A 13635-nucleotide genomic window follows, 5' to 3' on the forward strand; every position below is an offset into this window, starting at 1 on the left:
GACGGACCGGGTGACCGTCCCCGGCGGGCCCGGGGCGCGGGCCCGCCGGGGACGGCGGCCCTCACCCGGGCTGCGGGGCGGCCGTCGGCGCCGACGGCATCATCTCGGGTGCACCGGTCAGGACCTCCGTCATACGTACGGTCGCACGGGGCAGATGGCGGCTGATCCAGTCGGTGCCCTCGGTCGGCAGCGTAGCGGCCAGGGAGTGGACCCCGGGCGGCACCCGGCCCGCGGTGACCTCCCGCACGGCGACGGCCGCGAGCGTCCCGAGCAGTGCGGTCGGCTCCGAACAGCCCAGCAGCATGCCGCGGCGCACGGCACTGCCCTCGGGGGTGAGCCCGTCCAGCGTGCCACACACCGTCAGCCCCCGGGAGCCCCTCGGGGTGCCGCGGCCGGCCCGGACGAGTTGCCGGGCCGTGGCCGTCAGTGACTCCTCGTCGTCCCCCTCGCTGCGGGCGGCGAACGCGTCCAGCACGGCGGGGACCGCGGTCCCGTGGAACACCTCGTACCAGGCGCCGGCGTCCAGCCGCAGCAGGCAGGACTGCTCCCGCAACTCCTCGGGCAGGCCGCGGCGGACGGTTCCCGGACGGGCCGGCAGGGGCCAGGAGGGGCCCCAGGGCGCGGGCAGGGGAGGGCAGTCGACGGCCCGCGGGCCGTGCCCGGCCCGGCGCAGGCCCAGCAGGCAGGTGACCGCCGCGTGCAGCGGTGCGGTGCCCGGCCCGCCGTACCAGCCGGTGAACCGCTGGGCGGCGGCGAGGCCGGTGGCGAGCCGGCGCGGCAGCCAGCCGGCGAACGTGGCGGACAGGCCGGTGAACAGGACGGCCACGAACGGGCCGGACGGGGTGCGCGGGCCGCCGTCGTCCGCCATGGCGACGTAGTGCCCGCCCGCCGCCAGCACCTCCCGGCGTACCCGGCCGCGCAGCGCGAACGCCGTACCGGTGCAGTCGAGTACGGCGGCGCAGCCCCGGCTGAAGTGGGTCACGCTCTGGCTGTTGGCGGCGTCGGCCACGGCGGCCTCGGTGTCGCCGCCGAGGCGCCGGGCCAGCGCCCAGGCGGCGGTCGCGTCGCGTCCGCCGATGCGCAGTCGGTGGCCGCCCTCGGCGGCGAGTGTGCGGGCGGCGGCGGCGCCCACGCGCCCGTACCCGCCGAGGATGCCGATCATCGGTGCGGTGCTGTCGGTCATGTGGGGTCTCCCGGAGGTGCCAGGTACTGTCCGAGCAGGCCGTCGACGACGTCCTCCAGGCCCTTGCGGTGCGTGTCCCGTACGGTCAGCTCGGACCAGCGGCCGGCGAGCGAGGTGACGCGGGGGAACTCGGCGGCCGGGAGGGTGGCGAAGACCTGCTCGCGCTGGGTGGGACGGGTCAGTTCGGCGTGGTGCCGCCGGCGGGTGTTGCGGATCTTCAGCAGGCCGACGGTGTAGTGCCAGATGACCTGGTGCGCCTGGGCGGCCTGTTCCAGGGTGAGTCCGCACTGCACGGCCGCGTCGAGGAGAGCCTCCATGATCCACAGCGAGGAGACGGCCAGCAGGTCGGGGGAGGCCAGGATCTCGTCCAGGTACGAGTACTGGGCGAGCACGTCGTGCAGCAACTGGGCGGCGGCCAGGAGGCGTTCGCGCGGTTCCTCGGGCAGGGCGGGCCGGGGCCGGTCGCGGGACTGCGAAGCCAGCAGCAGGAGCAGCAGGTCGTGCTTGTCGCGCACGTGGTGGTAGAGGGCCATGGGTGTGATGGACAGCTCCTTCGCCAGGCGCCGCATCGACAGCTGCTCGGAGCCCTCGGTGTCGAGGATGCGCTGAGCGGCGCTGACGATCGCCTCCTGCGAGAGCGGTGCGGGCCGTCCTGCGCGGCGGCCGTTGCGGGGCTTCATCGTGTGCTTCTCCCCTCGGAGGTCGTGCCGTCGTCCCCTGCTCAGGGCCCGGGGGTGACAACGGCCGGAGCCTGGAGTACATTTATTGTACGCGTAAGACTTACGAGTATAGAAACTGAGGAGGAGCCGTGCCCGATCGGTCACCGTGCGTGGCGGCCCGGATGTCGGTGGCCGAAAGTGAGCGGTGCGGCCCCCGCCCCGGCGTGTCGCTACGGCGCATCGGGGGTGCGATGGCTGCAGGGTGAGCGACGCCCCGGCCTGCGAGAAGGCCGCCGGCCGCCATAACGCTACGCGTATAGAAACAGTCAAATCCTCGAACGTAAAGGTGATTGATTGATTTGACCTGCATGCGATAGGTAAAGTGACCCTCGGTTCGACCGACTCCTGAGAAAACAGGATCAATGTCGGGTGAGCTGTCAACCGGGGGTGATTGTGTTGTGTATCTCTTGCCTTGTCCGCGGCTCACCGTTTCTAGTTGAAACGCGAAATTGACCGCTGCTCCATGTCGCTTCGCCGGCATGTGGAGCCTTTTCTTCCACGCCGCGTCGACGACGTGTGGACCGTGTAATTCCCTTACGCCTGCGCCTGGGTCACCCATGCGTCATCGCAGCAGGTGACGTCACCATGTCCGGTGGCATTCCATCCGGCGCGGTGCCCCTCACCCCGGATCTCCAGTAATTCGATTCTCTGTACATCGAATTATCCGGGCCCTTCCTTTTCCTTGTCCGCTCGTCGCGGTGCGTTCGCCTGCCTGTCGAGCAGGTTCTACCGCGGCCAGGTCGCACCACCCCACGCTCGTGCCCCAGGCCGATCCCATGGCGCAGGAGGAAATAGGTATGCTCACGTACCAGTCGACGGACGTGAATATCGCGACGGAACCCGTGGCCGCGGCGGCGGGTCTCGCCGCGTCCGGACTCTTCTCCACCTACGTGGTCTACGAGGGCCCCGACGCCCTGTCGGTGGCCGGCGGAGTGGCCGCCGAAGTCGTGCTCACCCGCGACACCGTGCGATGTACCGGCCACGGCGTCACCAGCGAGCAGCCCTGGCGCGGCGGCTCGCTCGACCAGGTCCGGGACTTCCTGGACGGCCTCGACATCGAGGGCTGGCGCGCCTACGGCTGGAGCGCCTTCGAACTCGCCTACGCCCTCACCGGCCGCCCGGTCACCCAGGACGTCCTGCTCCACCTCGTCGTCCCCCGCACCGAGATACGAATAACCGGGCGGCGCGCCGAGGTGCGCGCCCTGGACGCCGAGGACCTCACCGCCGTCGGCAAGGTCCTGGCCGGACCGGACCCCGGACCCGGCACCGGGACCGGCCCGGCCGTCGCCGACCTCGAGGCCGGCGCCGACCGCTACCGCGCCTGTGTCGCCTCCGTCGTGGACCGGATCCGGGCCGGCGCCCTGCAGAAGGCCGTCGTCTCCCGGATCGTCCCGGTCACCGACGACGTCGACTTCCCCGCCAGCTACCTCGCCGGGCGCCGCGCCAACACCCCCGCACGGTCCTACCTGCTGAACATGGGAGGCCTGGAGGCCCTCGGGTTCAGCCCCGAGACCGTCGTCGAGGTCGGACCCGACCGCCGCGTCGCCAGCCAGCCGCTGGCCGGCACCCGCGCCCTGACCGGCGACGCCGAGCGGAACCGCCGGCTGAAGGACCACCTCCTCTCCGACCCCAAGGAACTCCACGAGCACGCCATCTCGGTCAAGGTCGCCGTCGAGGAGCTCGCCGGACCCTGCGCACCGGACTCCGTCGTCGTCACCGAGTTCATGGTCGTCAAGGAACGCGGCTCGGTGCAGCACCTCGCCTCCAAGGTCGAGGGACGCATGGCGGCGGACGCCGGCCCCTGGGACGCCTTCGCCGCCGTCTTCCCCGCCGTCACCGCCTCCGGCGTGCCCAAGCCCGCCGCCTACGACGCCATCGCCGCCTGTGAACCCCGCGCCCGCGGCCTGTACGCGGGCACCGTGATGACCGTCGCCCACGACGGCACCATGGACGCCGCGCTGGCCCTGCGCAGCGCCTTCCGCCGCGACGGCGAGACCTGGCTCCAGGCCGGCGCCGGCGTCGTGGAACAGTCCCTCCCCGAACGGGAGCTGGAGGAGACCAGGGAGAAGCTCCGGTGCGTCGCCGCCTGCCTGGTCGCCCGGACCCCGGCCGCGGCGGGCCACGCCGTCCTCGGCGCCTGACGCCTGCCGCCCCGGTGAACCACCGGCGCGCGTGCCGACACCCACGACGACGACCACGACACCAGGGAGGGAACAAGGCGATGCCGACCACGGGGGAACCTTTGCACGTACAGCTGCTCGGACCGGTGAGGGCCTGGCGACACGACCGCGAGGTCGCCCTCGGACCGCCCAAGCAGCGCGCCGTCTTCGCCCTGCTCGCCAGCCGGGCGGGCGACGTGGTGAGCGTCGAGCACATCATCGACGCCGTGTGGGGTGGGAACATCCCGCAGACCGCGGCCAACGGCGTCCACACCTACGTCGCCGGGCTGCGCCGGGTCCTGGAACCGCAGCGCAGCCGGCGCGAGAGCGGCGACCTGCTGGTCTCCGCGGCCGGCGGCTACGTGCTGCAGACCGACGCGGGCGCCGTCGACGCCACTCTCTTCGGACTCCGGCACGCCCGGGCACGGCAGGCGAGGGCGGCGGGGAACCTGCCCGAGGCGCTGCGCACCGCGGAGTCCGCCCTGTCCCTGTGGCACGGGGAGGCGCACTCCGGCGTGCCCGGCCCCTTCGCCGCCATGGAACGCACCCGGCTGCAGGACCTGCGGCTGACCGCCGTCGAGGAATGGGCCGCCGACATGCTGGAGGCGGACCGCCCCGTGGAGGCGGTCACCGTGCTGCTCGGCGCGGTGGCCGAGGAGCCGCTGCGGGAGAAGCTGCGGTGGCTGCTGATGACGGCCCTCTACCGCTGCGGCCGGCAGGCCCACGCCCTGGACGTGTACGCCCAGACCCGGCGGCTGCTGCGCCAGGAACTCGGCATCGACCCGGGCGCCGAACTGCGCACCCTGCACCAGCAGATACTCGCCGGACGCCCCATCGGACCGGTCAGGGAGCCCGGGCGGCCGGCCGAGCCCGCACCGCCCTCCCCGGCCGCCGGGCTGGTGCTGCCCGAGACCCCTCGCCCCGCCGAACTCCCGCCCGTACCCCGCGGGTTCGTCGGACGCTCCCGGGAACTGGCGCAGCTGCGGCGGCTGCTGACCGACGGCCGGCAGGGCGCCTCCACACCCGTCGCGGTCGTCGACGGCCCGGCCGGCGTCGGCAAGACCGCCTTCGCCCTGGAACTGGCCCACCAGCTCAGCGAGCACTACCCGGACGGCCAGCTCTACGTCGACCTCCAGGGGACCAGCATGCAGGGCCGCTCGCTGAGCGCCTCCGACGCCCTGCTGCAGGTGCTGCGCAGCCTGGGCGTGGAGAGCTCGCGGGTGCCCGCCGACCTGGCCGGCCGCGCCGCGCTCTACCGCAGCCTGCTGCACGGCAAGCGGATGCTCGTGATGCTCGACGACGTGCTCAGCGCCGACCAGTTACGTCCGCTCATACCGGGCCCGACCTGCTGTCTGCTCAGCACCGGCCGGCAGCGTCTGGGCGGGCTGGCGGTCCGCGACGGCGCCCATCTGCTCCGGCTCACCCCGCTCGGCACCCAGGACGCCCTGTGGCTGCTGCGCTGCCTGAGCGGCGACCGGCTGCGCCACCAGGAGGCGGTCGCGCGGCGGCTCGTCGGACTGTCCCGGGGACTGCCGCTGCAACTGCGCATCATGGCCGAGACGCTGGCCGCCAACCGGGACGTCCCCCTGTCGTCCCTGGGCGAGCACTTCGCCGCCGAACACGGCCGGATGGACCGGCTCGGGCTGGGCGGTGACGGATCGATCAGCCTGCACACGCTGTTCGAGACGGCCTACCAGGCACTGCCCGAGGGGGCGGCCCGGACCTTCCGGCTGCTCGGGCTGTTCGGCGACAGCCCGGTCACCGTCTCCGCGGCGGCCGACCTGACCGGGCTGGACGAGCCGGACGTGGCCGGCCAGCTGGAACTGCTCGCCGGCCATCACTTCCTGGTCCGGGTCGGCGCGGGCGCCTACCGGCTGCACGAACTGATGCGGCTGTACGCGGCCGAGTGCGCCGAACGCGAACCGCTGACCGACCGCAGCGCCGCCGTCGCACGCGTCCTGCGCGGCGTCGCCTCGATCGCGTAGCGGCACACCCGAAGAGGTCCGCCGCGCGGTGCGTCACGGCACCGCGCGGCGGACCTCTCCGGCATGCCCGCGCACGCGCCGGCCGAGGAGCCGAGGCTCTCGGCCGGCTTCCGGCCGTCCGGCCAGAGACCGTTCAGACGGTCTGTAGGCCGGTTCTGGAGAGTGGTCGGGCACGGGCCCGGCCGCGTCGCGGTGCCGCCCGCCCCTCCCGCGCACAGGAAGCGGAGCAGATCAGGTATGACCAGCCATCAGGTAGCCCTTTTCCTCTTCGACCTGGCCTTGATCCTCGTTCTCGCCCAGGGCCTCGGCCACCTCGCGACGAAGATCGGTCAGCCGCCCGTGGTGGGCGAGATCCTCGCCGGCGTGCTCCTCGGGCCGACCCTGCTGGACGGGAAGGTCTCCAGGGCGCTGTTCCCGGCGGACATACAGCCCCTGCTGGGCGCGCTGGCGAACGTCGGCGTGGCGCTGTTCATGTTCGGCGTCGGGCTGGAGATCGAACGGCAGGTGCTGCGCGGCCGGGGCCGGATCGCGGCGGCGGCCGGACTGGGCTCCACGGCGGTGCCGTTCCTGCTGGGCATCGGGCTCGGCTACTTCCTGCTGACCCGTCACGACCCGGACAAGAAGGCCGCGTTCGTGGTCTTCATCGGGCTCGCCGTCTCGGTCACCGCCTTCCCCGTCCTGGCCCGGATCCTCACCGACCGGAAGCTGGCGAAGACCCCGCTCGGCGGCCTCGCCCTGGCCACCGCCGCGATCGTCGACATCGTCGCCTGGACGGCGCTGGCCGGCGTGCAGGCGTCCCTCGGCGCCGGGGGCGGGGCGTGGCGGGTGGCGCTGATGGTGCCGTTCGCCCTGGCGCTCGTGTTCGCGGTACGACCGTGGCTGAAGATGCGGCTGCGGCGCGGCGACGGAAGCGCCGCGCGCACACCGTGGTGGTCGGCGCAGATGCTGATCGGGGCGCTGCTGTGCGGCGCCGCGACCGAGGCCATGGGCATGCACTACATCTTCGGCGCCTTCCTGTTCGGGGTGATCGTGCCCAACGACAGGTCGGAGCGGCTGCGCGGTGATCTGATGCAGCACACGCGGACCGTGACGTCGGTCCTGCTGCCCGTGTACTTCGTGGTGGCGGGCCTGAAGGTGGACCTGCGCGGGTTCGGCTGGGCGCAGACCGCCGAGCTGGGCGCCGTCATGGTGGTCGCGGTGGCGGGCAAGTTCGGCGGCACGTACCTCGCCGCGCGGCTCACCGGACTGCCGGGCCGCCCGTCCGCGGCACTCGCCGCCCTGATGAACACCCGCGGCCTGACCGAACTGGTCATCCTCGGCGTGGGCCTGCAGTCCGGGCTCCTCGACGGCGACCTGTACTCCCTGCTGGTGGTCATGGCCCTGGTCACCACGGCGATGACGGGCCCCCTCCTGATCCGCACGTACGCGAAGCCGGTCATCGTCCCGGACCCGGCCCCACGCGAACCGGTCGCCTCCACCGCCCGGCAGCCGTAGCCGGGCCGGGGACGTCCCCCTTCCGGTCCCGGCGTCCCACCTGCCTCGTCTCAGAAGGAGCACCGCGATGTCCCCGGTCGACCTTCGCACCCCCGGCCGTCCCGCCCCGCTCCGATGCCGGAACGACGCGGCGGGTGCGGCGGCTCGGACGCTCGACGGGCTGTTCAGCCGTGCGGCGCGGCGCCGGCCCCGGGCCGTGCTCGTCCGGGAAGGCCCGCACACCCTCGCGTACGGCACCGCCGACGACCTGTCCACCCGGCTCGGCACGGCCCTGCTGCGCACCGGCGTCCAGCTCGGCGACCCCGTCCTCGTGCACTGCGCGGACCACCGGCACGCCCTGGTGGCCCAGTTGGCGGTCCTGAAGGCCGGAGGCGTGTGCGTTCCGGTGCACGCCGACGCGCCGGCCGACCGGCTCCGGGAGGCCGCCTCCGTCAGCGGCGCCGACGTGGTGCTGTGCGGCCTCGCCACGCAGCGGGCGTGGGCCGGCGACGGCGGCCCACGCCCGCTGGCGCTGGACGACCCGCAGGCGTGGAGGCAGATCGCCGCCTGGCCGGTGGACCGCTCGCTGCCCCGCTCCGCGCCCACCGAGCCCGCCTATCTGCTGCCCGCCCCCGAGGACGGCGCCCGCCCCGCGGCCCACCTCGTCGACCACCGGGCCTGGTACCTCGCGATGGCCGCCCGCTCCGCCCGGACCGGCCCCTGCGGCCCCCTCGTCACGGTCGTCGAACGCCCCACCGGACCGGCCGCGCTGTCCGCGCTCTGGTGGGTCCTCGGCTCCGCGGGCACCCTGCACGTCCAGCCGGACCCGGCCGCCGTTCCGGGGCCCGGCGTGCTGGTGTGCGAGACGGGCGCGTACGCCGGCGTCCTCGACGTCCTCGCGACGGCACCCCCGGGACCCCGGCCCCGCACGGTGCTGCTCGTCGGAGCGCCGTGCCCGCCCGCTCTCCTGACCCGGCACACCGAGCTGCTGCCGGCCACCGCACTGCGCGCGGAGTTCGCGCCCGCCGGGAGCGTGCTGCCGTGGGCGGTGAGCACGCATCTCTCCGACGGGGACGCGCCCGCGGACCCGGGCACGCTCCTCACCCCGGCACCGGGCGTGCGGCTGAGCCTGCGGGGCGTGCTGGGGGAGATCCGGCGGCCCGGCGAGGTGGGGGAGATCCGGCGGCCCGGCGAGGTGGGGGAGGTGTGCGCACGGGGGCGGAACCTGCCGTTCGACGTGCTCGGCGACACCTGGCAGGCCGGTGGCGGCGGCCCCTTCCTGAGCTCCGGGTACGGCGGCCGCTGGAGCCCGGACGGTCTCCTGGAGATCCTGGGCCGTACTCCCCTGGCCGCAGCGGAACCGGTCCGGCCCGGCCGTCTCGTCACGTCCTGACCTCCCTCCCCGGTCACAGCCTTGAGCCCCGCCCCCGGACACCGGGAAGCGGGGCTCGGTTCCGCCCGTGCGCCGCCGTCACTCCCGGCGCCCCGCCGGCGCGGTGCCGCGGGCCGTGATCCACTGCCACTGGGTGTACGAGTCCCAGCCGTACTGGGCGCCGTGCCGGCTGCCGTTGCCCGAGCCGCCGAAGCCGCCGAACGGCACGACCGCCTGGTGGTTGACCGTCTGGTCGTTGACGTGGATCATCCCCGCCCGCAGCCGGTCGGCCAGCAGCATCCCCCGCTCCAGGGACCCGGTGCGCACCGCCGCCGACAGTCCGTAGGCGGTGTCGTTCGCGACGGCCACCGCCTCCTCGTCGTCCCGGACCACGACGACCGGCGCGACCGGGCCGAAGATCTCCTCGGTGAAGGCGGGCATCGCAGGTGTCACGCCGGAGAGCACGGTCGCCGGATAGAACGGCCCGTCCGGTTCCCCGCCGCAGGCCAGCCCGGCTCCCGCGGCGACGCTGTCGGCCACGATCCGGTGGACGCGCTCCAGCTGCGCCGCGTCGATCATCGGACCGAGGTCCACCGGGTCCGTCCACGGGTTGCCGGCGGTGAGCCGCCGGGCCCGCTCGGTCAGCAGGCGCGTGTACTCCCGCGCGACCGACGCGTGCACGATGTGCCGCCCGGCCGCCATGCAGATCTGCCCTTGGTGGACGAAGGACGCGAACGCCCCTGCCGCCGCCGCGGACTCCAGGTCCGCGTCGTCGAGCACGATCAGCGGGTTGTTGCCGCCCAGCTCCAGCGACACCCGCTTCAGGCCGCGCCCGGCGACCTCGCCGACCTCCCGGCCGACGGCGGTGGACCCGGTGAACGACACCATCGCCACGGCCGGATCGGCGGTCAGCGCCCGCCCCGCCTCCGCGTCGCCCGGCACCACCCGCAGCACGCCCGGCGGCAGCCCGGCCTCCGCGAAGATCCGCGCGACGACCAGGCCCCCCGACACGGGCGTCCGTACGTCCGGCTTGAGGACCACCGCGTTGCCGAGCGCCAGCGCGGGCGCCACCGACCGCAGCGCCAGCAGCAGCGGCACGTTCCACGGGCTGATCACGCCCACCACGCCCAGCGGCACCCGGCGGGCCACGCTCGAGCGGTCCGGCTCCGACGGCAGCACCTGGCCGTGCGGCTGCGTGGGCAGCGCGGACGCCTGGAACAGCTCCTCCACCGCGTCCGCGATCTCGCCGTCCGCCTTCGCCGGTACGGCTCCGCCCTCGCGCACCAGCCACTCGGCCACCTCGGCCCGGTGCTCCTCCAGGGCCGTCGCCGCCCGGCGCAGTACGGCGGCCCGTCCGGCGGCGGCCGTGCCGGCCCAGCCCGGCTGGGCCCGCGCGGCTCCCGCCACGGCCCGGGCGACGGCCGCTGCGTCGGCGACCGCGACCGTGGCGAGCGTCTTTCCCGTGGCGGGTTCGAGGACGTCGACGGTCCGGCCGCCGGTGCCGCCGTCGCCGTCGGGCGGTGCTCCGGTGAGCGTGCCCGCGTCGAGCAGACTGGTCATGCCTTCTTCCTCCCTGTCGTCGCCCTGCGGTGTCCTGCTGGTGTCCTGGTGGTGCCGGTGTGCGCGGGCGGTGTCCCGTCAGCCGCCGTCGGCATGGCCCGTCACGGGCACGTCGATGAGGACCGGCCGGGTGCCCGCCGCCGCCCGGGCGACCTCCTCGGTCAGCTCGCCGGCCGTCGCGGCACGCACCGCGGTGATGCCGAAGAACGCGGCGACCCGGGTGAAGTCCAGGTCGGGCGGCGTGAGATCCAGCGCGCCCGCGGCCGCCGCGGCGGGCCCCGTCGGAACGCCCAGCAGCGCCGCGGCGGGCGTGAGGTCGATCCGGGGCGGGGTGAGGCGCAGCGCGCCCCCGCCGCCGGTCCGGTGCCGGTGCCGCCGTACGACCGTCTCCTTCAGCGTCCGGTACTCGCCGTTGTTCATCACGACGAACGTGACCGGCACCCCGTAGTGCGCCGCGCTCCACAGCCCCTGCAGCCCGAACAGCGTGCAGCCGTCGCCGAGTACGGCGACCACCGGGCGGCTCGGATCGCCCAGCCGGGAGCCGACGGCCGCGCCGATGCCGTGCCCGAGACCGCCGCCCACGGTGTGCACGTAGGAGCGGGGCCGCCGCAGCGGCAGCACCTGACGCAGCAGCAGCCCGCTGGTGATCGCCTCCTCCACGACGACGGCGTGCTCGGGCAGCCCGGCCACCACGGCGTGCACGGCGGCCAGCGGATCCATCGGGGCGGCGCCGTGAGCGGCCAGCGCCCGCTGCCGGACCTCGGTGCGCGCGGCCTCGTGCCGGCGGCCCGCCTCCGCGATCCGGTCCGCGGCCTGAGGCACCTTCCCGGCGAGCTGGGTCGCCAGCGCGTCCAGCGTGGTCCGCACCCCGCCGACCAGCCCCACCGCCACGGGGAACGTGCGTCCCGGCTCGCCGGGGTCGCTGTCCAGCTGGAGCACCTCGGTGCCCTCGGGGATCGGCGACCCGGGCTCGTAGTGGTGGGCCATGAACGCGTGGGTGCCCGCGATGAGCACCACGTCGTGCCCGTCGAGGGCGGCGCGGATCGCCGAGTAGCGGGCGTCGAGCATGCCCGCGTACAGCGGATGGACGGTGGGGAAGTCGACGCCGTCGTGCATCGGCTGGTGGAAGACCGTCGCCCCGGTCGCCTCCGCGACCGCGACCAGCTCCGCCACGCCCCCCTCCCGGCCCACCCCGTCCCCGGCCACGATCGCCGGGCGGCGCGCCGCGGCCAGCCGCTCCGCGGCCTCGGGCCAGCCGGCCGCCGGGCCCGCCCCGTACACCACGGACTTCGGCGGGGGCGGGCCGAGCGGGGTCTCCTCGTCCAGCAGGTCCATGGGTATCGACAGGAACACCGGGCCCGCCGGCGGCTGCACGGCCAGGGCGAACGCCCGGCGCAGCATGCCCGGCAGATCGTGCGCGTGCTGGACGTCGAAGGTGTGCTTCACCGCCGCCCGCGCGAGCCCGACGAGGTCGCCCGAGAGCATCGGGTCCTGCGCCAGGTGCCGGCGGTCCTGCTGGCCCGCGGTGACCACCAGGGGCGTCCGTGACCGGCTCGCGTTGAGCAGGCCGACGAGGCCGTTGGCCAGCCCCGCGGCCACGTGCAGGCTCACGAAGGCGGGACGCCCGGTGGCGCGCGCGTAACCGTCGGCCATCGCCACCACCGACGCCTCCTGCACCCCGAGCACGTACGCCATGCCGGGCTCCCGGGCGACCGCCTCCACGAAGGGCAGCTCGGTGGTGCCGGGGTTGCCGAAGACCTTCGTGACGCCTTCGTCGCGCAGGATCTCCAGCATCGCCTCGACCGGCCTCACGACGGCTCTCCCGTCCGCCGGGCCACCGACGCCCCCGCGCTGAACCGGCTGACCTTGTCGATGACGTCCGGGCTGTACAGCCGCAGCGCCTGCTCCATCGCGAACTCGGCGGCGTACGCGCGAAAGTGCTCCGGCGGCTCCTCCGCCAGGTTGATCATGTGGCGGTTGGCCACCACGGCCGGGGAGGCGAGCCGCGTCGCCGCCGCCTCGACGGCGGCGTCCATCATGTTCGGGTCGACGATCTCGTCGCAGATCAGCCCGGTCTCGGGCTCGTGCGCCCACAGCTTGCGGCCGGACAGAATGACCTGACGGGAAAGCCGCGCGCCCGCGAGACTGGTCAGCCGCAGGTTCGCCATGCCGGGCACGATGCCCTCCTGGGCGGCCGGCAGGCTGAGGTAGGAGTCGGCGGCGGCGACGACGTGGTCCACGGCGAACAGCAACTGCATGCCGCCGCCGATGGCGAACGTGTCCACCGCGGCGACCCACGGCTTCTCCACCAGGGGACGGGGCCATCCGTCGTCCACGCGCGCGCCCCGGATCAGCTTGCGGATGTAGCCCAGTTCGCGGCGCAGCAGGAAGTCCACGTACGAGATCCGGCCCTGGTGCAGGTCGACCAGGTTGATCCCGGCGCAGAACACCCGGCGCCCCTGGTAGCGCGGATGGGTCATCTTGCCGCCGCGCAGCACCCCGACGCGCACCTGTTCGTCGAGCAGCGCGAGGTCGACGGCCGTCTCCAGGTCGTCGACGAGCCGGTTGTCCTCGGCGTTCAGGAACCGCCCGTTGCACAGCGTCAGATGGGCCGTCCGCCCGGTCCGCTCCAGCCGGACCGTGCCCAGCTCCAGGGTGCCGGTACGGGCGAACTCGCCGGCCAGGGAACGGGCGCGGGCCGTGGGCCGCAGCATCGCCTCCAGCAGGTGCGGGCCGGCCTGCGGGGCGCGCAGCAGCTCGTGGAAGAAGATGCCCTGGTCGATCTCCCGGCCGTCCTTGTCGGCCTGGGCGAGTTCGCGCTCCGCCGCCATCTGCGACTCGGTCGGAGTGAGGCCCGGGAAGGCCTCGGCGGCGGCGAACACCAGCTCCGACAGGCCGCGTTGCTCGCACAGCCCGCCGGTCAGCTCCTCGTAGACCCGCTCGGCGTGCAGCCGCAGGAACGCGCTGCGCACCCGCCGCTGCTCACCGGTCACCTCCTGGGCGAGCTGCTGCTGGTCGGGGCTGCGCTCGGGCTTGACCGGGAGGTCCGCCAGCAGTTTCTCCGCCCCCGTGGTGTACGCCATCAGGGCGCCCGCGTCGGCGAGCAGCGAGCCGGTGAAGAGCGGGGTGTGGGTGTGCCACGGCTGGGCGGCGTCCTGCGTGCGGACGGTCATCGTCGGTCCTC

General features: G+C 74.4%; 9 protein-coding genes. 4 read left to right on the forward strand and 5 right to left on the reverse strand.

Features of this window, described 5'->3' with window-relative positions:
• Positions 1-61: 61 nt before the first annotated feature.
• Together AB0N17_RS09425 and AB0N17_RS09430 are read right to left on the reverse strand one after the other, a co-directional pair.
• The gene (locus tag AB0N17_RS09425) at positions 62-1183 is read right to left on the reverse strand and encodes a hypothetical protein (RefSeq protein ID WP_366010583.1); all 1122 of its coding nucleotides are present in this window, start codon (positions 1181-1183) and stop codon (positions 62-64) included.
• The gene (locus AB0N17_RS09430) at positions 1180-1863 is read right to left on the reverse strand and encodes a TetR/AcrR family transcriptional regulator (protein WP_366010584.1); all 684 of its coding nucleotides are present in this window, start codon (positions 1861-1863) and stop codon (positions 1180-1182) included. The genes AB0N17_RS09425 and AB0N17_RS09430 overlap by 4 nt, the downstream gene beginning before the upstream one ends.
• Before the next feature lie 836 nt (positions 1864-2699).
• Here AB0N17_RS09430 and AB0N17_RS09435 point away from each other — a divergent pair.
• From AB0N17_RS09435 to AB0N17_RS09450, 4 genes are all read left to right on the forward strand, one after another.
• Entirely contained in the window at positions 2700-4043 is a 1344-nt protein-coding gene (locus AB0N17_RS09435) for a salicylate synthase (RefSeq protein ID WP_366010585.1), read from the forward strand.
• Between the two features lie 80 nt (positions 4044-4123).
• Positions 4124-6046, forward strand: coding sequence for a BTAD domain-containing putative transcriptional regulator (locus tag AB0N17_RS09440; protein WP_366010586.1), 1923 nt, complete (start codon positions 4124-4126; stop codon positions 6044-6046).
• Positions 6047-6283: 237 nt separating this feature from the next.
• Positions 6284-7540, forward strand: coding sequence for a cation:proton antiporter (locus AB0N17_RS09445; protein WP_366010587.1), 1257 nt, complete (start codon positions 6284-6286; stop codon positions 7538-7540).
• A 67-nt stretch (positions 7541-7607) separates the two neighbouring features.
• On the forward strand, positions 7608-8912 hold the full coding sequence (locus AB0N17_RS09450) for an AMP-binding protein (protein WP_366010588.1): 1305 nt from the start codon (positions 7608-7610) through the stop codon (positions 8910-8912).
• A gap of 78 nt (positions 8913-8990) precedes the next feature.
• Here the strand turns inward: AB0N17_RS09450 and AB0N17_RS09455 are convergent, their stop codons facing one another.
• From AB0N17_RS09455 to dpgC, 3 genes are all read right to left on the reverse strand, one after another.
• Entirely contained in the window at positions 8991-10451 is a 1461-nt protein-coding gene (locus AB0N17_RS09455; RefSeq protein WP_366010589.1) for an aldehyde dehydrogenase family protein, read from the reverse strand.
• 78 nt (positions 10452-10529) lie between these two features.
• On the reverse strand, positions 10530-12263 hold the full coding sequence (locus AB0N17_RS09460; protein WP_366010590.1) for a thiamine pyrophosphate-binding protein: 1734 nt from the start codon (positions 12261-12263) through the stop codon (positions 10530-10532).
• The gene (dpgC, locus tag AB0N17_RS09465) at positions 12260-13624 is read right to left on the reverse strand and encodes a (3,5-dihydroxyphenyl)acetyl-CoA 1,2-dioxygenase DpgC (RefSeq protein ID WP_366010591.1); all 1365 of its coding nucleotides are present in this window, start codon (positions 13622-13624) and stop codon (positions 12260-12262) included. The genes AB0N17_RS09460 and dpgC overlap by 4 nt, the downstream gene beginning before the upstream one ends.
• Between the last annotated feature and the right edge of the window lie 11 nt (positions 13625-13635).

This window comes from Streptomyces sp. NPDC051133 (genome assembly GCF_040682635.1).
Classification (GTDB): Bacteria; Actinomycetota; Actinomycetes; order Streptomycetales; family Streptomycetaceae; genus Streptomyces.